Origin of the sequence: Leucobacter viscericola (assembly GCF_011299575.1) — a bacterium.
In the GTDB taxonomy this organism is placed as follows: Bacteria; Actinomycetota; Actinomycetes; order Actinomycetales; family Microbacteriaceae; genus Leucobacter; species Leucobacter viscericola.
The window spans coordinates 1,524,965-1,545,099 of sequence record NZ_CP049863.1; the positions used below are offsets into that span (position 1 = coordinate 1,524,965).

A 20,135-nucleotide genomic window follows, 5' to 3' on the forward strand; every position below is an offset into this window, starting at 1 on the left:
GCCCCGCAGGATGAACTGCAGCGGTTATTCTTCGTCGTTTTCCGAATCGTCGAGTTCTTCCTCGTCGGAATCATCATCGTCTTCATCGTCGTCGTCGATTTCTTCGAAATCTTCGACGTCGGCTCCGTGAATTTCATCGTCGAAATCACTGAAGTCATTGTCAAGCAGATCGTCTTCGGGATCCACGTCGTCTTCGTCCTCAAGCTCGGCCGCGGCAGCCTCGGCGAGCTCGGCCTCGTCAGCGGCGAGCTTCGACTGGTTCTCGCGGTAGTGCGCGAGGCGCTCCGACCAGGGCACCCACTCGGGAGCAATGACGGCGTCCTCGCCCGGAAGCATCTCAACCTCCAGCACGTTGACGTCCGATTCCTCATCGACGCGCGCCAGTGTCGCTGCCCATTTCCAACCCGGATACCCAGGAAGCCGGCTCTCAAAGAACAGGGTGAGCACGTGCTCGCCCTGAACTTCGTGATCCAGATCTGCACCGATCATGTCGGCATCGGTGATCTCGGTCAGCGCTGCGCGCGCCTGATCCCGTGCCGCGAGCAGCACCGAATCAGCGGCCAGCGGTTCGCTGGGCTCTTCTGGAGCGCTTGAGACTGCTTCGTCGGCCTCGGCGACGACCTCAGCATTAGCCTCGGCCTCACCCTCGACCGCGGCGAGCTCAACATCTGCGACCTCGGGCTCTACCGAGGGGGTGGTTTCAGCCGAAGCTGTGTCATCAGACATCAAAATCATCCGCAACGTGGCGTAGCATCTCCGCAACCTTCCGCGCCATTGGGCGCTCGGGGTACTGCCCCTGCTTCAGTTTTTCACCCATGCCGTCGAGCAACTTCACGAGGTCTTCAATAATGACTGCCATCTCGTCGGCAGACCGGCGATTGCGCTTCGCCATGCGCGGGGTATCGAGCACTCGCACTGAGAGCGCCTGAGGCCCGCGCTTGCCATCGGCAACGCTGTACTCCAGTCGGGTGCCGGACTGAATGTCCGCACCGTCGGGAACGACGGTTGCGTGCAGATACACCTGCTGCCCGTCTTCACCCTGAATAAACCCAAAGCCTTTTTCGGCGTCGTAGAACCTGACCTTGCCGTTCGGCATGCCTCGTCCCTCTCCATCTCGGCGATCCCCACCTGGTATCGCATCACATTCACGCACCCGGGCGCTTATCCACACGAGTCTAGCGTTTGTTCCTCGACCCCACTGTCGGCGGGTACGCGGTAAAATGGAGATGATGTCCACAGAAACCAGTAATCCGTCGTGGCTTGAGCGAATTCTCGCGTATGCCTCGCTATCAATCATCGCCATAGCGCTGCTCTCTTTTTTTGCGACGCTTATCGTTGGCATGAGTAACCGTGAGGTGCTTGCAGCCGGGCTTTGGCCGATTGTGTACGGCATCTCCACCTACGGCTTGCCGACCGGCTTTGTCCTGTTAATTGCGCTACTTATCATCAGTCAGGTTCGCCGCCGCCGCGAGTTCCGACAGAGCCAGAAGCAGTAGTTGCGCTCATGAGCGGAACTCTCGCGCTCGCCTCAGCAATCGCTTCGATGGATCAAGAAACGCTTGCTCATTTGGTGCGTCAGCGCCGCCCCCAGTCCGCTTCAAATGTGTCGGACCCAATTGGCCTCGCAACCGAGCTGCTTCGCGCCGATACCGTCGCGCGTGTCCTTGCACCTCTCAATCGACGCCAGCTTTCCCTTCTACTCACCCTCAGCGAAGCGGACGGATCCACGGAGCCATACGACCCCCGTGTGCTGAGTGAGCTCACTCGCCTCGGATTGGTCGGCATACAGGGTTCCTCATCCGAGGCCCTGCCCGAGGTCACAGCTGCGCTCATGAACGGACTCGCGACAGCGGGGATCGATCCGGCCACACTCGGTGATGCGTCAGCCGAGATTGCGCCCCGCGATCCCCAGCCCGACACCCACACCTGGTACGCGGCAGCACTGACCGCGGTGGGCGAAGGATCCGAAACGCTTCGCACCCTTCGTGATCACCCGGGGCGACTCAATCGGAGTGGCTCCGTTGCCGTGGCCACCGTGCGTGCGCTCTCAGAGCTCACGAGTGTCGAGCCCTCTAAAACCTCGCTGATCCTCGCAGCCCTTGACCGGGCCAGGTTGCTCTGGCCAGAGCCGAGTAAACAGCGGCTCACTCCGGGCGCCAATGCACCGGCTTGGCTCGCACTCAGCTGCGGCGAGCGCTGGCTCGTTCTCGCGCAGACCACCCTCAACGCGATGCCGCAAGCGCTGCGCGCTGCACTTGAGACCGCGGGCTCCGATCTCGCGGTCGCTGCCTCGATGTTGCCGACCATGTTTCCGCTTCTCCCCGCCGCCCGGCGGCAGATCGCCGAAGACTTTGTCGCGACGACAGATCACCTCGGCATCACCGTGCAGGGGCTGCTCTCAGAACCCGCGAAACACGTCATGGCCGACGACCTCGCCACGGCGCGCGCGATCCTCGCCTCGGAGCTTCCACCCCCAGCTCCAGGAATCTACGTGCAGCCCGACCTGAGCATCGTGATTCCCGGATCGCTGGATCCGGCGAACGAAGCTGACCTTGCGTCACTTTCGCGCCCGGAGCATATTGGGGTTGCCACCACACGGCGGGTCTCAGAGCTGTCGCTCGCGGATGCCATCGAGCGTGGCGTCACGGCAACGACGGCCCGCGAGATCTTTACCCGACTGTCGCTGACCGGGGTGCCGCAGCCTCTCGACTACCTGCTCGCCTCGATTGCAGAACGCGCGGGCAGCATCAAAGTTGGCGAGCACCACGGCGACGAGGGCCAGAGTAGGGTCAGCGTCTCGCGACCCGAACTCGCCGACACCATTCTGATTGATCGCAGCGTGCAGCACCTGCAGTTCATGCGCAGCGCCGAGGATCGCGGGGTGCTGTATTCAAAGCTGCGACCCGAACACGTCATCGCTGCGCTGAATGCCGCCCGCTACCCCGCCTCGGCCGCCGCCTCGCTTCGCGCGGGAGGTTTAGGTTCTGCCTCGGCCCCGTCTCCGGGTGAGACCAGCTCCGGTGAGCCTCACCTCCTGACCTCCGATGACACGGCCGCCCAGCTCTCCCCCGAACTTGAGAACCTGGTCAAGCGGGTGTACCTCGCGGCTCGCTCTGAACCGGGCACGGGAGATTTCACGCGGCTTCTAGAGCTGGCCATTCGAGATCGCGGCACCGTGCGTGTCACCGCAGAGGCGCGAGGGCAGGCCTATGTCTTCACCCTGCTACCCGTGTCGCTCAGTGGGGGCCGACTGCGTGCGACCGATACGGCCGCCGGTATGGAACGGACGCTGCCAGTCAGCACCATCACCGCGGTCGAAACCCTCTAGTTTCACGAGTAAACTAGATCGCTATGACACTCGGCCCACTCATTGTGCAGAGCGACCACACTGTTCTCTTAGAGGTGGCGCACCCCGAAGCCGAAGACGCCCGCCACGCCCTCGCGGTGTTCGCAGAACTCGAACGCGCTCCCGAGCACATCCACACCTACAGGGTTACCCGGCTCGGGCTTTGGAATGCGCGGGCCGCGGGTCACACCGCCGACGCAATTCTTGAGACGCTCAACCGCTATGCCAAGTTTCCGGTTCCCACCGGCGTCGCGAGCGAAATCGAAGACACCATGCGTCGCTACGGTCGGCTCACGATCGAGCGCGTCACCTCTGGTGATCTCGACAGCCAGTTGGTGCTGCGGTCAGACGAGCCTGCGATCCTGCGCGAGGTTTCCAGCGCAAAGAAGATTGCCCCTCTGCTCGGCAACAAGATCGATGAGAACACGTTCCCCGTTGCCGCCTGGGCACGCGGCGAACTGAAGCAGCAGTTGGTGGCCCGCGGTTGGCCCGCGGAAGATCTGGCGGGCTACACCCCGGGTGAGCCCTACGACATCGAGCTCGTACAAGACGGCTGGGAGCTGCGCGATTACCAGGCCAAGGCCGTCGACGCGTTTGAGCGCGGTGGATCGGGTGTTGTGGTGTTGCCGTGTGGTGCGGGTAAGACGATTGTCGGCGCGGCCGCCATGGCCGAGGTCGGCGCGAAGACGCTGATCCTAGTCACCAATGCGGTGTCGGCCCGGCAGTGGCGCGACGAGCTGCTCGCGCGCACGACGCTCACCCCCGAAGACATTGGCGAGTACTCCGGGCAGGTCAAAGAGGTGAAACCCGTCACGATTGCGACGTACCAGATCCTCACCAGCCGCCGTAAGGGCGAGTACGCGCACCTCTCACTGCTCGACGCGCAAGACTGGGGTGTGATCGTGTATGACGAGGTGCATCTACTGCCGGCCCCGGTATTCAAGCTCACGGCAGAGCTGCAAGCTCGCCGCCGCCTGGGCCTGACCGCAACACTCGTGCGCGAGGACGGTCGCGAGGGCGACGTCTTCAGTCTGATCGGCCCAAAGCGCTACGACGCAGCCTGGAAAGACATCGAAGCACAGGGGTTCATCGCTCCCGCTGCGTGCTTCGAGGTTCGACTCGACCTGACCGAGAGCGAACGCCTCGAGTACGCGGTCGCTGAGGATCAGGATCGCTACCGCATCGCGGCAAGCACCACACAGAAGCAGGTGCTCGCCAAGCGGATCATCGATCAGCACCCCGGCGAGAGTGTGCTGGTGATCGGGCAATACATCGATCAGTTGGAGGCCATGGCCGAGGCGCTTGATGTGCCGCTCATCACCGGGCAGACTCCCATCGACGAGCGCGAAGAGCTCTTTAACGCCTTCCGCACGGGCGAGGTGCGCATTCTTGTGGTCTCCAAGGTCGCAAACTTCTCGGTCGATCTGCCCGACGCCTCGGTTGCGATCCAGATTTCAGGATCGTTCGGCTCGCGCCAGGAGGAAGCGCAGCGACTGGGGCGACTGTTGCGCCCCAAGGCTAAGGGCCTGACTGCCTCGTTTTACACGCTCATAGCGCGCGACACCGTGGATCAAGACTTCGCCCAGAACCGCCAGCGCTTCCTTGCAGAGCAGGGCTACGCGTACACAATTCTCGACGCGGATCACGTCGATCAGCTGCGCAGCGTGGCTCACTAATCCCGATAATTTCCTTCGACTCCCAGCCACTTCATAGCAAACGGTCAGAGACTGAAGTCATGACTACTCAGCACAAGGGCCCGCGCATCCTGATCGTTGACGACGAGCCAAACATCCGCGAATTGCTCAGCACCAGCCTTCGCTTCGCCGGTTTCGGCGTTCGTGCGGTAGGTAATGGAGCACAGACCATCTCTGCAGTGCTCGAGGAAGAACCAGATCTAATTGTTCTCGACGTCATGCTGCCCGACATGAACGGATTCAGCGTAACCAAGCGCCTCCGTTCGGCCGGCTACACCGCCCCAATCATCTTCCTCACCGCGAAGGACGACACGGAAGACAAGATCGAGGGCCTCACGGTCGGCGGCGACGACTACGTCACCAAGCCGTTCAGCCTCGACGAGATCGTCGCCCGCATCAAGGCCGTGCTGCGCCGCACGATCCAGGAAGACGAAGACACCGTTCTCACCATCGGCCCGATCACCATGGATCAGGACACACACGAGGTCAACGTGGAGGGCACCTCGGTTGAGCTTTCGCCCACCGAGTTCAAGCTGCTGCGCTATCTCATGCAGAACGCCAACCGCGTCCTGTCAAAGGCTCAGATTCTTGACCACGTGTGGGAGTACGATTTTAATGGCGATGCTGGCATCGTCGAATCGTACATCTCGTACCTGCGTCGCAAGTTGGATCCGCTGACCGAAGAGTCGCTGATCCAGACGAAGCGCGGCTTTGGGTACATGTTGAAGACTGAAGCAAAGTAGGTAGGGTGGCGCGGCAGAGCTACGGAGAACGCTGGGCCGAGATCTCGCTGCGGGCCAAGATCACCGGGGTGACGGTATTCATCCTGTTCCTTGGCCTCATCGTTGCGGGAGTCGGCACGCTCTCCGTGCTCCGCCCCATGCTCATCAACAACCAGAACAACTCGCTCTCTCAGCTGCGCGTTGATCCCACACCGGCACTCGCCTCAGACGCTTCTCTGGGCGCCCTCAGCCGGCAAGACGTCACCCTTGCGGGCAACGAGTACTACGTAGCACTGCTGGACGCCAAGGGCGAAGTGCAGGCCGACAACACCCGTGGCCGGGCGAACGCCTCGCTGCCGCACGTTCCCGTTTTAGATATTGACCAGGTCAACGACCTCAAGGACGACACGCTGTCCCTCAGGGGCGGCGACGGGGTTGAATGGCGAGCAATTGTCACGCCAATCACCATTGCAAACAAGCCAGCCGGTGCCCTCCTCATCGCGGCCTCAACCGCAAACATCAATGAGATCGTCGCGAACTACGTCATCATCTTTACCGGGTTCGGAATCGCCGTCATCTTGCTGGGTGCGGCGCTCACCCGTTTACTCGTCACGACCACTTTTTTGCCGCTGGCGGAGGTCGAGCAAACCGCGCTTGAAATCGCGCGCGGCGACTACTCCAAGCGCATCATGGTTGCGAGCCCACACACAGAAGTGGGACACCTCGGCGAATCCCTCAACATCATGCTTGACCGACTTGACGGTTCTCTCGAGGATCGCGAGCGCACCATCGACCGCATGCGTCGTTTCATCGGTGACGCCAGTCACGAGTTGCGCACTCCCCTCGTTTCCGTTCGCGGATACGCAGAGCTTTACCGCATGGGTGCGCTGGAAGACGAGGAGCACGTCGGGCAAGCCATGGAGCGGATTGAGAAGGAAGCGATCCGCATGACCGCGCTAGTCGAGGATCTGCTCGCACTCGCCCGTCTCGACGAGCGCCGGCCCCTCAACCTCACCTCACTGCCCCTGAACCAGCTCGCGCACGATGCCGCGCTCGATGCGGGGGCCCAGGCCCCCGACCGTGTTGTGACTGTGCAGGAGGATCCTCTCAACCCCACGGTCGTGGGCGATGAGCACAAGGTGCGTCAGCTCATGACCAACCTGGTCGGCAACGCGATGCGGCACACGCCGGAGGGCAGCCCCATTGAGATCGTGGTGTCGACTGTGTCAGCTGACCCACCTGAGGGCGCCTCAAAACCGGCTGCCTCAATGGCGCGCTTCGAGATCGTCGACCATGGCGAAGGAGTGCCCGAGCAGGTTCGCGAAAAGATCTTTGGGCGCTTCTGGCGGGCGGACACCTCACGCAACCGCGAAACTGGCGGATCGGGCCTCGGCCTCGCGATCGTCAAGTCAATCGTCGACGCCCACGGGGGCACGGTCAGCGTGCACGAGACGCCGGGCGGCGGTGCAACGTTCCGTGTAGATCTGCCGGGCGCTCCGCTCTCAGACGACACGATCCCGATCAAGCGCCTGGGTTAGGTAGTCACGCGCTCCGAGCCTGGCACCTCCGCCCCGGGCCCGCACCCGGGTACCCGGTGCTCAGTACCCGCCACCCGGCTCCCTACTCACGAGCGGCCCCCATACTGACGAGTGGCCCTCTTACCAACGCGTTGGCAGGAGGGCCACTCGTCGGTTAGCTGGGCACTCGCCAGGGCTCGACCGATGGGCCCGGATCCCCGGCAGAAGCAAAAAGCGGGGCCGCACCCGAAGGTGCGGCCCCGCTTCTGCAGACTCAGACTAGAAGTCCATGCCACCGGTCGGGTCACCAGCGGGAGCCGCTGCGGGCTCAGGCTTGTCGGCGACAACAACCTCGGTGGTGAGGAAGAGACCTGCGATCGATGCCGCGTTCTGCAGCGCCGAGCGGGTCACCTTAGCGGGATCCAGGATGCCCTGAGCAACCAGGTCGCCGTACTCACCGGTTGCGGCGTTCAAGCCGTGACCGACGGGCAGGCCCGCAACACGATCGGCAACAACACCGGGCTCGAGGCCCGCGTTGAGCGCGATCTGACGCAGCGGAGCTTCGATAGCGGTCTGTACGATCTTCGCACCGACGGCCTCGTCACCCGAGAGGCTGAGGCCTGCGAAGGCCTCCTTGCCGGCCTGGATCAGCGCGACGCCACCACCGGGCAGCACACCCTCTTCGACGGCAGCCTTCGCGTTACGAACGGCGTCTTCGATGCGGTGCTTGCGCTCCTTGAGCTCAACCTCGGTAGCTGCGCCAGCCTTGATGACTGCAACACCACCGGCGAGCTTTGCGAGGCGCTCCTGCAGCTTCTCACGGTCGTAATCGCTGTCGGTGTTCTCGATCTCGCGACGGATCTGCGTGACGCGGCCAGCGATGGCCTCTTCTTCGCCAGCGCCCTGAACGATGGTGGTCTCGTCCTTCGTGATGATGACCTTGCGCGCGGTGCCGAGCATGTCGAGCGTTGCGTTCTCGAGCTTGAGGCCGACCTCTTCAGAGATGACCTGGCCGCCGGTGAGGATCGCGATGTCCTGCAGCATGGCCTTGCGGCGATCGCCGAAGCCCGGAGCCTTGACGGCTGCCGACTTGAAGATGCCACGGATCTTGTTGAGCACGAGAGTTGCGAGTGCTTCACCCTCGACGTCTTCAGCAATGATGAGGAGCTGCTTGCCCGACTGGATCACGGGATCAACAACGGGGAGCAGGTCCTTGATGTTGGAGACCTTGCTGTTGACGATGAGGATGTAGGGCTCCTCGAAGACAACTTCCTGGCGATCAGCGTCGGTGACGAAGTATGCCGACAGGTAACCCTTGTCGAAGCGCATGCCCTCGGTCAGCTCGAGCTCGGTGCCGAAGGTGTTGGACTCCTCGACGGTAACAACGCCCTCTTTGCCAACCTTGTCGATGGCCTCGGCGATCAGTGCGCCGATCTGGGGGTCAGCCGCAGAGATGGACGCGGTTGCCGCGATCTCATCAGTGGTCTCGATCTCCTTGGCGTTTGCAAGAAGCTGAGCGGTGACAGCAGCAACGGCTGCCTCGATGCCCTTCTTGATCGCGATGGGATCGCTGCCAGCTGCAACGTTACGCAGGCCCTCACGCACGAGCGCCTGAGCGAGCACGGTTGCGGTGGTGGTGCCGTCACCTGCGACGTCGTCAGTCTTCTTGGCGACCTCCTTGACCAGCTCAGCGCCGATCTTCTCGAAGGGGTCGTCGAGCTCGATCTCTTTCGCGATGGAGACACCATCGTTAGTGATTGTGGGAGCGCCCCACTTCTTCTCGAGGACAACGTTGCGACCGCGCGGGCCGAGCGTCACCTTTACGGCATCAGCGAGGGTGTTGAGTCCTCGCTCAAGCCCGCGACGTGCTTCCTCATCAAACGCAATGATCTTTGCCATGTATTTCGCCTCTCTCGGACGTTCTCGTGGTGGGATCACCGTGCCGACGACTTATCGCTGCGGCACGGATATTTAGCACTCAGTCGAATCGACTGCTAGCACAATCTTGGCACTCTCACCCCACGAGTGCAAGCGGCGAAAGAGACTTGCCGCCTATGCACAGCATTGACACAGAGCCAATTTTGACGAGTGTTCGCGTCAAGCGGACGCAGAAGCAAAGCTCGCGGATCCTGAGCCAACCACCGACACAGCTACTGTGCGGGTGCGGTGCTCGGATCAACAGGCTGACCCGTAGACGGATCAATCGGCCAGCCAGTGTCGGGATCAATATCCCAGCCAGTCACAGGGTCGACCGTGTTTCCCGTTTCAGGGTTAATCTGAGGTTCACTCGAGTCTGGCGCGCTGTCTTCGGCCGTCATCTTCTTCGCCTCTTCGATGCCAGGGCCGGCGTAATCTTCGCCGATCAGCACGATGAGGCGCGCACCGTAATCAGCGTAGTCTTTGGTTTCGTAGGTCGAGATTCCCCCGAGCTTCGCAGCGAGACCGGCGGCCGCTGCTTGATCGGCAGCATCCCGGTAAAACACCGCGGAAATCTTGACGTCGTCCTTACCGGCACTGCCAGCGTAGACAACGTTCCCCCAGCTTTTCTCGGGGATGATCTTCTCGAGTGCACCAGCAAGGTTTTCCGTCGGAGTTCCATTGAAAACGGCGACGGTCGCCTTCGGATCAAGTTTGGCGGTCGCAGGCTTCTGCGTATCTGCCGTGCCACCCTTGTCGCCAAGGAGCGGCAGGGCCTCAACATTTCCGATGCTTTGCACGGCAAAAATTCCAGCGGTCGTCAAGAGGGCGAACCCGAGCAGCGCCGCAATCAGGTATTGCCAGACGTACCGGGGGCGGACAGTGACCCTGTGGGCCCCGACCCGGCCGCTCCGCTCGACGCGGTCAAAACGGTCCTCAGGAATACCCTTATGGGCACGGCGATTTGCCTGTGGGTCAGCGGGTGTTCGCGCCACACTCATCTCCTCGGATCCGGATTCCGCAGCCAAAACCGCGGCTGACCGGTACAACATACAACAGTGCTACTGAATTTCAGCGGCTCCACTAGCGTACATTGATCCGACTGCGAGACTGGTGAGGTTAGCCTTTCAAAGAGTCGGGAGCGTAGATTGCACGAGCGAGCCCGTCAATCACATCAGGGATTCGAGTGCCTCCCGCAAACAGCACTGAATCATCGACATCAATGATGCGGCGGTGCTTTCCCGCCTGAGTCAGCGCGATACTCGGCTGTGCGGCGATCAGCCCGTCGACACCACCCGCACTTTCGAGCCCCTTGGTCATTACGAGGATCACATCGGGGTCCATTGCGACCAAGGCCTCCTCGGTCATGGGCCGCTCACCCTTCCAGCCGGCCTCTTCGGCAACATCAACAGCGCCGATGGACTGGATCAAGCTATCAACTCCGCTGCCCTCACCAAAGAGGTAGAAAATGCCAGCGGCTCCACGCACATATAAGAATGCAACCCGAGGCGATTTGCTCGAGTCCTTGGGAAGCAGCGCCTTCACCTCGGTTTCCTTATCGGCGATCGCGGTCTTGAGGTGATCGATCAGGGTGGGGGCAGCTTCACCGACACCTAGAGCGTCAGCAACTTGCTGAGCAGTCTTGTAACTCGATTCGGGATCAATCGCACGATCAACCGTCACCACGGGAATTCCCGCGTCACGCAATTGCAGCACCACATCGGTCGGGCCGATGCTTCCATCGGTAATGATGAGCGTCGGATCAAGGGCAAGCACGGCCTCCGCGTTGATGGAGTGTCCGTCGCGGGTAATAACCGGCAGCTTTTCAGCACCGTCGAAATTGGTGGAGATATCGCGGCCAACAAGGGAGTCGCTCATTCCGTAGGCGTAGACGAGCTCGCCGAGCGTTCCACTGAGGGAAAGCGCAAGCACACGCGAAGTGTCTGTCACCTCAACTTTTTTGTCCCCGGCCTTGTCTTTTGAGACCACGGTGACTGGCAGCTTCGGTGCGGGCGGGTCTGCGAGCGGAGGAATGCTGGGGCCACCAATCACGGCGGTCGTTGGCCCTTCGTAGGCGGTTGGATCTGCGAGTGGCGTCACGTCCTTCAACGGGGGCAACTCGACGGCTTCCTTCTTCGTACCGTCTCCGGTACCACTCGCGCTGGTCTGGCAGGCGGTCAGGCCGATCCCGAGCAACCCAACAAGCGCCAGCACCGACGCACTGCGCCAAACGCTACCGAGCTGTCGGGACTTTCGCTGCCGCAATCCACGCAGCCCAGTTCCGCTCATACCGCCTCTTCCCTTCATCAGACGAATACCCAACTTAGCCTAACCCAATGAAGGTAAGATGAATGTCGGGCTTTCTGCCCTTCAACGTCCCGCCGCACGCGAAACAAGATGCGTCGCGGCCGAGAAAGCGGTCCTCCAAGCGCATGCAAGATACCTCACCGGCCACAAGTCGCACGGCCGTCGTCGTGCGCCGATCCGCCACCGGCTCGCGCCGCACCGGCACAAAGACGGTTCTCTTTGTGGTGTTGGTCGTGGCGCTGATTGCTGCGATCCTTGTCTCTGCAGGCACCGGGCAGCTCGGCATCCCACCGCAGGAAATCCTGGGATCGCTGCTGCGTAAGATCGGGATCGACTGGCTGCCTGGGCCGTCACACGCAAATGGCGACCAGACGCTCTGGTCGATCCGCTTCCCCCGCGTCGCAATGGCAGTGCTTGTTGGCGCCAGCCTTGCCGTTGCGGGTCTCATCATGCAGGCCATTTTCGGCAACCCCCTCGCCGAACCCGGCGTGATTGGCATCTCCTCGGGAGCTGCAGTGGGAGCAGGCCTTGCGATCGTTTTTGGTCTTACGATCTTCGGCGAGTGGACTACCGCTATTTTTGCGTTCGGGGCTGGCCTCGCGGCGACACTCATCGTCTACGCGATGAGCCGTGCGGAGGGTAAAACTGAAGTCGTCACCCTGGTGCTCACGGGTATCGCCGTAAACGCGATCGCGGGCGCCGCAATCGCTCTACTCACTTTCCTCAGCGATACTCAGTCTCGCGAACAGATCGTGTTCTGGCAGCTCGGTAGCCTGGCTAATAGCCGCTGGTCTCAGGTAATGATCGTCGCCCCTGCTCTGGCGATCGGCCTCTGCGCCGCCTACTTCGTAGCACGCAAACTCGACCTGCTTGCTCTGGGTGAGCGCAACGCACGCCATCTCGGCGTGAACGTCGAGGTGCTCAGAATCACCATGATCTTTGTCGTCGCGCTGCTCACGGGAGCTGCGGTCGCCTTTGCCGGCATCATCGCCTTTGTGGGCCTCGTGATCCCACACCTCATGCGCATGATCCTCGGCCCAGCACACCTACCGCTCGTGACCGCCTCCGCCCTCGGTGGCGCGCTGCTGCTCACCCTGGCGGATCTGGGCTCGCGCACAATCGTTCCGATGGCCGATTTGCCGATCGGTATGCTGACGGCGCTCGTCGGCGGACCGTTCTTCTTCTGGCTGCTGCGACGCACCCGCAAGCGCTCGGGAGGGTGGGGATGATGGCTGCCGCACGACACCTCACTATGCCCACGCTGCCCGTCATGGGGGATGTGGTGTGCTCTGCCGAAGCAGTAACACTTTCGCGGGGTGGTCGCGTGCTGCTCGACAGGGTCTCACTCGAGGTTAAGGCCGGTGAGGTTCTTGCTCTGCTCGGGCCAAACGGCGCCGGCAAATCGACACTCCTGAATCTGCTCTCGGGCGACATGGCTCCAGATTCGGGCACGATCCAGTTTGGCCACCGCGACATCTCGGAGTGGTCGCTCGGTGACCTCTCGCGCAGGCGCAGTGTGCTGTTGCAGGACAACCAACTGCTGTTTCCGTTCACCGTGCACCAGGTGGTCGAGATGGGGCGGGCTCCGTGGCGACGCACCCCGCTCGAGGATGAAGACAACTCTGCAATCTCTGAAGCGATCGATGCCGCCGATATCGCGCACCTCGGCACCCGCCGTGTGCCGTCACTCTCGGGCGGCGAACGCGCCCGCACCGCGTTTGCCCGGGTCATGGCCGGTCGCACGGGTGTGCTGATGCTCGACGAACCTACCGCGGCCCTCGATCTTGGGCATCAAGAGGCGGTGCTGGGCCTAGCTCGGGATCGCGCCGCAGCGGGCGACGCTGTGCTCGTCGTGCTGCACGACCTCAATCTTGCTGCAGCCTACGCCGATCGCATTGCACTGCTGCGCGACGGCAAAATCGTTGCCTGCGATACGCCCGCGCAGGTGCTCACGGCAGAGATCGTCAGCGACGTCTACCGCACCCCGGTTGAGGTGATTCCCCACCCCCTCACGGGAGTGGGGATCGTAATGCCGCTTCGCGGTTAGGTGTTACTCCACCGGTTCCTGCGGTGACGGAGTCTGGGTCGCTTGGTCTTGCGCCGGCTGAGAACGCTTGCGCCCGCTCAGAAGCATTCCCGCGGTAACTCCGATGACAAGAAGTGCTACTCCCCCGACCACAATCGGAATCCAGGGGATCTGGGAGTTGCTCTCGGCGACGGGAACCGCCGTTGCGGGTGTCGTGGTCGCGGGTGTCTGTGGCGTTTCACCGGCAACAGCTTTCGAGAGGTCACAGTCAGCAAGATCGAGTGATACCGAAACCGGGTCAAGATCGACCCCCGGTTCGTAAAAGCCAGCAAACGCCTTCGCGCCACTATTGGTCAGCACGGTCTTCAGCTCATCGAACTTGAGTGGCTCACCCGCAACCGCAAGCGGGAACGGAGCGGTCATGTCGCCAACCCACTCCTGCTTGGAGTCGATCGTGACTTTGCCGGTTGCGTCGGTGCTGCGCGCATCAAGCAGAAGCGAAGCTTTGCCGTCACCCTCAAACTCAATTGTTGGGTTAGCGAGTGTGAGATCCAGCACCCCGTCATGACCCGTGAAATGCACCGTACCGACAAAAGAGACGGTTCCGGTGCCGGTTGTTGGGTCAACAGTGCCGGTGGCCTTGGTCCACTGAAAATCAGGGGTCGTGTAGCTGGCGCCGTCTTTTGCGTCCCACGAGCCATTTGCGATGCTTCCGCTGATGTACGAGCGGAAGCTCTCTTTGACTCCCCAAGTAAGCATGCCGTCAGTCACCTGGCAGGCACTCGACTCTCCCTCGGCAGCTACCGGAGTCCCCGCGGGAATCGCGAGCGCGGCCGCGGGAGCGAGAAGCAGAGGCGTGGCAAGGAAAGCGGCACCGAGCAACACTCCTCGACGCAGGAACTTACGTGTCAACGAAGCTCGGTGTCGTTTGGGGGTGATGTTCACGGGTTGGCCTCCTGAGGCGTCACGAAGTTCACGTTGTATCGTACTGGAGCGCGCTGCGCCCGGAGTCAGTTAGGAGAGTCGACGTTGCCGAATGGCGAGCAGCGTCATGCAAGCAGCGATGACTACGAGGCCGCCGGCACTCGCCCACCACTCCCACGTCGACATACCGTTGTTCTGGGCACCACCCACGAACCCCGAAGCCTGCACAGCTGCCTCATCCACCTGTGTCGCAGACGCTGCGGCTTTCTTCTTCGCCTGCTTCGCGTCGAGGATGTCGATCATCGCACCGGCGTTCACGCTGCCCTGCAGGGTGATCGTGTACTCGCCAGTTGTGTCCTTGGGCAGTGTGCCTGACCAGGCGACGTTGCCGCTCTTGTCGGCTTTGGCCCCTTCGTCGAGCAGGATCGGCTTGGATCCTTTGGCCTTGTACAGCACGACGAGCACGCCCTCGTCGTCAGCTTCAAATCCCTGAGCCTCAAGCTCGATGCGACCACCGGGCTTCAGCTTCGATGCTTCGGTGAGCACCGTGATCCCCGTTGTCGCCGGGGCGATGTCGGCGGCGATGCGCCTCTTTTTGGTGCTCTCGCCCTTCTGGGTGGATCCGTAGCTCACGCCACTGGCGGATCCGACGGTAAACGTAAGTGGGTCCGCACCAAGCGTGTACTGACTTCCGCCAGAGGCGCCTCCACTGAATCCTCCGGCCACCGGCACACCGCTCCAGGTCACCTCGCCGTTTGCGCCAACGCTCTTCGAGGCTGCTGCGAGATCCAAGGTGCCCCAGCGGGCGCCACCGGAGTAGATCACGCCGGAGGTCGCGCTGGTGACCTCAATCATTGGGTTACTGACGCTTTCTTTCAGCAGGCCCTTGTGTCCAGTGAACGTGATAACACCGGAGTACTGCACAGTGCCCGTTTGGGAGGTGGCGTTCCAGTTGCCGCCGTCCGCTTGAGGGAAGAGGTAAGCTCCCTCACTGTTACCGACACCGCTCGTAGATATGTCACCCTTGGCGATGGGTCCGGTGACGTAATTCGCGAACGCCGAAGAGACGCCCCAACGCAGGGATCCGGCGGCCTGCCCGGTACCAGTGGCGACTGGGCCAGCTGGCTTTTCCATCGGCTTGTTCGTGTTCGTAGGGTCTTTGGGATCAGGGTTGACGATATTGGTCTCGGTCGGTTTACCGATCGTGAACGTCATGGCGTCTAGGGCGTCTCCAGCCTCGTAGAATCCCCCGATTCCCTCTGGCCCCTCGTACGCAAAGTAGTCTTCGGCCCCGGCTTTCGAGAGCGTGGCCTTGGCTCCGGCAAAATTGACCGCACCACCCTGCAGTGCAGTTCGTTTTGCTGACTTAAGGTCGATGGTCGCGAGAACGATGTTCTTCTTCTTAAACTTCACGCTCAGCTCAGCTGCCGTGCTGCTCTTCACAGAGATGACAGGGTTCGCGAGATCAACGTTCATCGCGCCCTCGTGCCCGTAGAAGTTCACGTTTCCGGCGTACTGCACGGTTCCTGTGCTGCCGTTCCAGGTGCCGCCGGTTGCCTGAGGAAACTTGTACGTTGTCTTCGCGGCGTTCTGCGTGGCTGGCTTCTGGACCGTGATCTTGCCGTGGGCGATTGGGCCATTCACGTAGCTTCTGAAGCTTGATTTGACGCCCCACTCGAGCATTCCGTCTGGGGCAACAGGGGTCGGGATCTCGGAGACGGTCACCTCGACCGTGTTTGAGCGCGAAGAGACGTAGCCGATACTGTTCTCCGGAGAAAAGTGCGCACGGACCTTATTCAATCCGACCGGAAGCGATTTGGTATTGAGTACGGCTTTGCCATCCTGGACTTGCACGGCAGGGCCCAGCGATTGTTCGCCACTGCTGAACGTTACCGTTCCAGCTAGATCAGCGGGCTGGGTTGTCGCCGTCAGAACCACCTCGGACTTTTCAACCGCCTTCACCGTCGAGCTTTGCAGGTGAACCGTAGTCGGAGCGGGTGGCTCAATTTCAAAGGGAACTGAGAACGTGACTGGATCGAGGGAATCCCCGACCGGGTAAAAGCCGCCAAAGGCGATTGACCCAGCGTCGGTGAGCGTTGCTGGCGCATTTTGCCACGTGGTTGTTCCACCACTAATGATGGGCGCGCTGTCGAGATCGATCGTCGCAAAGAGCACGCCATCCTGCTCGAACCATTCTTGGCTCAGTGACGTCATGCTCTCAAACTTGCGGCTATTAACGTCAAGATAGAGATTTGCCTTCGAATCCGAAACAATTTCCACACACGGATTGGTGAAGGTCTGGTCGAGGGCGTAACCACCGTCCATCAGATGCCCCACGAAGTGGACCCCATTGCCCACACCGAACCCGAAGGCCCCAGCGGATCCGGTCGAAAGCAGGTTACCCGTTCCACCATTCCAGCTGAACTGACCCGTCGTGGAACCAAGGTTCTCGATACTGCCGTGAGCAATCGGCCCAGTGAGATAGTTGCGGTAGGACTGTTTCACACCCCAGTCGAGAGTCGCTGCCGTAACCGGCGTCGCCCCGGTGGGGTTGGCTCCTGCTACACAAGGTGAGAGGTTTGGCACCTGCTGTGTTGACACTCGCTTCGTCGCTGCCTCCGGGACACGCGGAGTTTCTACCGAAGCAGGAGTCTCTGCCTCGGTCGCTACCGAGCCAACAACCTCACTGTTTGTCTGCTCTGTTACAGCCGGCGCCGCTTGCTCGGCACTCTCCGGCGACTCGGGAGCGGGTACCTCAGCCGGCCGTTCTTGAGGTTCGGGAGTCGTCTCCGTGTCGGCCTTGGGTGCTGACTCATCAGCCGAAACCTCGGCCGCCTCTTGCTGCGCGACCGCAGAGTCTTCTGGGCCTTCCGCAAAGGCCGCCGCTCCAGTCACCAATGATCCACCGATTACCAAGACGGTCGCAAGCAAGGTCGAAGTCATGCGAAGCAGTCTTGCGCGGGCAGTCATCAGTCAAGCACCTATTTCAAGATTAGGGATCGAAATTCAGAGCTTCACCACTCGTTGCGGAGATCGCTCATCGGATCGGGGTAAGGCTTACCTAAGCCACTCCATCTAGTCTGGTCAACTTCATCTGATGATGCAAGTTTTCCGCAAAAATAGGCGCCCCCCCCCCCCCAACAGCAAAGCGGCCGCGGACCCACTGGGATCCGCGGCCGCTCGCCGTTCTATCTGACTAGTGCGCCTTGCGGTACAAGAACGCCGCCATAGCCGAACGAGAAACGTTCGCTTTAGCCTCGTAACGCGGCTTGCCGCTCGCCTGCTTCGTCCCGGTCGACAGACCACTCGAGTACATCCAAGCGATCTCCTTGTAGAACTTGTCGCTGGGCTTTACATCGGAGAACGGAGACACCGTTGGGGTCTTCGGCTTCGCCTTCGTGTCGATGCGGTACATGAACGCTGCCATTGCTTCGCGAGAGATGCCGTCCTTTGCTTTGAACAGCGGCTTACCGGTCGCCTGCCTGGTACCGGTAGAGATACCTTCCTTGTACATCCAGGCAATCTCGTTGTAGAACTTGTCGCCAGGCTTCACGTCAGCAAACGGCGAGACCTTCGGCCCCTTGTAGTTTGCCTTCGCTTCACGGTAAAGGAACGCGGCCATTGCCTCACGAGATACGGCATCTGCAGGCTTGTAGAGGTAGGTACCGTTGGCCTGCTTGGTTCCGGTCGACAGCCCCGAGGAGGCCATCCACGAAATCTCCTTGTAGAACTTGTCGCTCTTCTTCACGTCAGAGAACACGATCTTTGCCGTTGGTGAATCAACCACAAACGACAGTGCTTTGGAGGTAGATTCCGCGATTTTTGAAGAATCTGAGGGCGTGAACTTTGCTGTGAGAGAGTGCGTGCCTGGCTTAAGCAAGTCGCTAGGAAGGGACGCGAATCCATCTTCGTTAACCTTCTGCGGGGTGCCGATTTGCTGCTTGCCCGAGAAGAGCGTCACAGTTCCGGCAGGCTTTGCGCCAGAGGCAATTTTGACAGTCGCACCCACAGATTGAAAACCCTCACCGCTGCCGTTCCCGGAGGGCAGCGCCACCATGACCTCAAGAGCGACACTACTGGCGATCTTATTGACTTGGAAAGGGCTCACTGCCGACTCCGAAGCCGCAAATGCCGTCGCATCAGCAGGGGTGAACTTTGCCTGAAGCTTGGCAGATCCAGCGGGAAGGTTCGACACCGTAACCGAGGCCGAACCAGCGTTCAGGGGCTGGGTTTGCCCCACCTGGGTCGTTCCGTTAAAGAATGCAACCGTACCGGCGGGTGTGCCCTCGCCAGCCGCAACTGTTGCAGTCAGCTTGGTTGAGGTACCGATCGTGGCGGAGTTAGCCGGAGCCACGGCGAGGGTGGTTGTGGTTCGCTGACTCGGATCGTAATTCAGTGCAACCCCGAGCTCCTGGCTCGCGTTATTCACACCACCGGCGCCGTAAGTGTAGATGCCATAGGCGCCTCCGGCTGCCAATTCGGCGGGGTTCTTAAGCGTGACTTCCCACGCGAAGTTTCCGTCACCAGCAAGCTCCACCCACTGATTACGGATGGTGGCCTGGTACTGCGCGGGCACAGCATCAACAGTGGCCGAGGTCAGCGCCCAGCCCTGAGCGCCAACCTTGCGAGTGGCGCTCGCTGCACCGCTTGAGGGCTTCCAACTTGAGCCGAAGTTGCCGAAAACGACGTAGCTACCCTGCGGCAGAGTGTCCGGGATCGGCACGCCTCGCCCGCCGACGTTGGCCGTGGGATCAAAACCGGTTCCCTTGACGATGAGTTTGTCGCCCGCATGAACAACCGAGTTGCCCACGGGGGTGGTGCCGTCCGCAAGGAAGACTCCAAGAGCCGGGGCCCAGTTACCCACCGTAAGCGTAAGCGGATCAAGCGCAGTTCCCGCTGGGTAGAAACCGCCGAATGCATCGAAACCCTCGGTCGTCAGCTCCGTCGCCGCATTCGTCCAGGTAAGAGCGCTTCCGTTTACGGTCGGGGCGGGCAGCGTCACCGTTGCGAAGCGAACGCCGTCCTGCTCGAAAAACTCATCGCTGGCTGACGACATCCCCTCAAACTTGCGGCTCTTCACGTCAAGGTAAAGGTCGGCGGTTGTCGCTGAAGTGAGCTTGACTCGGGGGTTAGTGAACTGCATGTCGAGTGCGCTGACACCGTCGATCTCGTGCCCGAGGAAGTGCATCCCGTTACCCGCACCGAAGCTGACGTCGAACGAACTGCCGTCGCCAGTAGCAGTGCCGGTGCCGTTGGCCCAGTCGAACTGCCCGGTGGTTGCTCCCAGGTTAGTGATGGTGCCGTGAGCAATCGGGCTCTTGATGTAGCTAGCAAAGGACGACTTCACGCCCCAGCTCAGCGAAGCAGTCTGCACTGCCGGGTCCGCGGCGTTCGCGACAGCCGGAGCGAACCCAAGCCCGCTTGCGACAACAAGGGCGGCGGTGACAGTCGCGAGCAGCGAGGTCACCCTCCCTCGTGGCTTTTTCTGAGTCTCCACCATTACGAACGCACTCCTTACACTCGTTTGCAGAGATCACACGGGGGCGCGACGCCTGCAGTCCATCGTCGGATCGAACTGAGGCTTACCTAACCTCGGTTACCAGGGACAAGTCTGGCGAACTTCATCAGATGATGCAAGTCTGGTTTGAAATTGGCTTCGATAAACAACGGAGAACATGTTCC

General features: G+C 61.3%; 15 protein-coding genes. 7 read left to right on the plus strand and 8 right to left on the minus strand.

The annotated features are described in order from the left end of the window. Window positions 1-24 precede the first annotated feature (24 nt). Both G7068_RS06950 and G7068_RS06955 read right to left on the minus strand, forming a co-directional pair. A complete protein-coding gene (locus G7068_RS06950; RefSeq protein ID WP_166290552.1) occupies window positions 25-726 on the minus strand; it encodes a DUF3027 domain-containing protein in 702 nt (233 codons plus the stop codon). After that, complete coding sequence (locus G7068_RS06955) at window positions 719-1,096, minus strand: cold-shock protein (RefSeq protein WP_166290554.1); 378 nt, start codon at window positions 1,094-1,096, stop codon at window positions 719-721. The genes G7068_RS06950 and G7068_RS06955 overlap by 8 nt, the downstream gene beginning before the upstream one ends. Before the next feature lie 133 nt (window positions 1,097-1,229). Between G7068_RS06955 and G7068_RS06960 the strand changes: the two genes are divergently transcribed. The 5 genes from G7068_RS06960 to G7068_RS06980 are packed head-to-tail and all read left to right on the plus strand — an operon-like array spanning window position 1,230 to window position 7,300. Then, window positions 1,230-1,496, plus strand: a complete 267-nt coding sequence (locus tag G7068_RS06960) for a hypothetical protein (protein ID WP_166290556.1) — start codon at window positions 1,230-1,232, stop codon at window positions 1,494-1,496. 8 nt (window positions 1,497-1,504) lie between these two features. After that, complete coding sequence (locus G7068_RS06965; protein WP_166290558.1) at window positions 1,505-3,328, plus strand: helicase-associated domain-containing protein; 1,824 nt, start codon at window positions 1,505-1,507, stop codon at window positions 3,326-3,328. Between the two features lie 23 nt (window positions 3,329-3,351). After that, window positions 3,352-5,022, plus strand: coding sequence for a DNA repair helicase XPB (locus G7068_RS06970; protein WP_166290560.1), 1,671 nt, complete (start codon window positions 3,352-3,354; stop codon window positions 5,020-5,022). A 59-nt stretch (window positions 5,023-5,081) separates the two neighbouring features. Continuing rightward, window positions 5,082-5,783 (plus strand): response regulator transcription factor, encoded by a 702-nt coding sequence (locus G7068_RS06975; protein WP_166290562.1) that lies wholly within the window; start codon window positions 5,082-5,084, stop codon window positions 5,781-5,783. A 5-nt stretch (window positions 5,784-5,788) separates the two neighbouring features. Beyond that, entirely contained in the window at window positions 5,789-7,300 is a 1,512-nt protein-coding gene (locus G7068_RS06980; RefSeq protein ID WP_166290564.1) for a sensor histidine kinase, read from the plus strand. Window positions 7,301-7,558: 258 nt separating this feature from the next. On the opposite strand, the gene groL is transcribed toward G7068_RS06980, so the two are convergent. The 3 genes from groL to G7068_RS06995 all read right to left on the minus strand — a co-directional run bounded on the left by groL (window position 7,559) and on the right by G7068_RS06995 (window position 11,485). After that, window positions 7,559-9,178, minus strand: a complete 1,620-nt coding sequence (gene groL / locus G7068_RS06985) for a chaperonin GroEL (protein ID WP_166290566.1) — start codon at window positions 9,176-9,178, stop codon at window positions 7,559-7,561. A gap of 251 nt (window positions 9,179-9,429) precedes the next feature. After that, entirely contained in the window at window positions 9,430-10,191 is a 762-nt protein-coding gene (locus tag G7068_RS06990; RefSeq protein WP_244304753.1) for a LytR C-terminal domain-containing protein, read from the minus strand. 124 nt (window positions 10,192-10,315) lie between these two features. Further along, complete coding sequence (locus G7068_RS06995) at window positions 10,316-11,485, minus strand: heme/hemin ABC transporter substrate-binding protein (protein ID WP_166290568.1); 1,170 nt, start codon at window positions 11,483-11,485, stop codon at window positions 10,316-10,318. A 143-nt stretch (window positions 11,486-11,628) separates the two neighbouring features. Between G7068_RS06995 and G7068_RS07000 the strand changes: the two genes are divergently transcribed. Together G7068_RS07000 and G7068_RS07005 are read left to right on the plus strand one after the other, a co-directional pair. Further along, window positions 11,629-12,732 (plus strand): FecCD family ABC transporter permease, encoded by a 1,104-nt coding sequence (locus G7068_RS07000; RefSeq protein ID WP_166293049.1) that lies wholly within the window; start codon window positions 11,629-11,631, stop codon window positions 12,730-12,732. Beyond that, on the plus strand, window positions 12,732-13,550 hold the full coding sequence (locus G7068_RS07005) for a heme ABC transporter ATP-binding protein (RefSeq protein ID WP_244304757.1): 819 nt from the start codon (window positions 12,732-12,734) through the stop codon (window positions 13,548-13,550). The genes G7068_RS07000 and G7068_RS07005 overlap by 1 nt, the downstream gene beginning before the upstream one ends. Window positions 13,551-13,553: 3 nt before the next feature. Here the strand turns inward: G7068_RS07005 and G7068_RS07010 are convergent, their stop codons facing one another. From G7068_RS07010 to G7068_RS07020, 3 genes are all read right to left on the minus strand, one after another. Then, the gene (locus tag G7068_RS07010; RefSeq protein WP_244304758.1) at window positions 13,554-14,474 is read right to left on the minus strand and encodes an HtaA domain-containing protein; all 921 of its coding nucleotides are present in this window, start codon (window positions 14,472-14,474) and stop codon (window positions 13,554-13,556) included. A 69-nt stretch (window positions 14,475-14,543) separates the two neighbouring features. Further along, window positions 14,544-17,396: an HtaA domain-containing protein gene (locus G7068_RS07015; protein WP_166290572.1), complete on the minus strand. Its 2,853-nt coding sequence runs from the start codon at window positions 17,394-17,396 to the stop codon at window positions 14,544-14,546. Between the two features lie 253 nt (window positions 17,397-17,649). Continuing rightward, entirely contained in the window at window positions 17,650-19,953 is a 2,304-nt protein-coding gene (locus G7068_RS07020) for an HtaA domain-containing protein (RefSeq protein WP_166290574.1), read from the minus strand. Window positions 19,954-20,135 lie beyond the last annotated feature (182 nt).

Excerpts from the sequence above, each read along its gene's own strand:
- G7068_RS06960 (WP_166290556.1), top strand. The coding sequence starts at position 1,230 with ATGTCCACAGAAACCAGTAATCCGTCGTGGCTTGAGCGAATTCTCGCG.
- G7068_RS06975 (WP_166290562.1), top strand. The coding sequence starts at position 5,082 with ATGACTACTCAGCACAAGGGCCCGCGCATCCTGATCGTTGACGACGAG.
- G7068_RS06965 (WP_166290558.1), top strand. The coding sequence starts at position 1,505 with ATGAGCGGAACTCTCGCGCTCGCCTCAGCAATCGCTTCGATGGATCAA.
- G7068_RS07000 (WP_166293049.1), top strand. The coding sequence starts at position 11,629 with ATGCAAGATACCTCACCGGCCACAAGTCGCACGGCCGTCGTCGTGCGC.
- G7068_RS07015 (WP_166290572.1), bottom strand. The coding sequence starts at position 17,396 with ATGACTTCGACCTTGCTTGCGACCGTCTTGGTAATCGGTGGATCATTG.
- G7068_RS06955 (WP_166290554.1), bottom strand. The coding sequence starts at position 1,096 with ATGCCGAACGGCAAGGTCAGGTTCTACGACGCCGAAAAAGGCTTTGGG.
- groL (WP_166290566.1), bottom strand. The coding sequence starts at position 9,178 with ATGGCAAAGATCATTGCGTTTGATGAGGAAGCACGTCGCGGGCTTGAG.
- G7068_RS06995 (WP_166290568.1), bottom strand. The coding sequence starts at position 11,485 with ATGAGCGGAACTGGGCTGCGTGGATTGCGGCAGCGAAAGTCCCGACAG.
- G7068_RS06950 (WP_166290552.1), bottom strand. The coding sequence starts at position 726 with ATGTCTGATGACACAGCTTCGGCTGAAACCACCCCCTCGGTAGAGCCC.
- G7068_RS07020 (WP_166290574.1), bottom strand. The coding sequence starts at position 19,953 with ATGGTGGAGACTCAGAAAAAGCCACGAGGGAGGGTGACCTCGCTGCTC.
- G7068_RS07005 (WP_244304757.1), top strand. The coding sequence starts at position 12,732 with ATGGCTGCCGCACGACACCTCACTATGCCCACGCTGCCCGTCATGGGG.
- G7068_RS06970 (WP_166290560.1), top strand. The coding sequence starts at position 3,352 with ATGACACTCGGCCCACTCATTGTGCAGAGCGACCACACTGTTCTCTTA.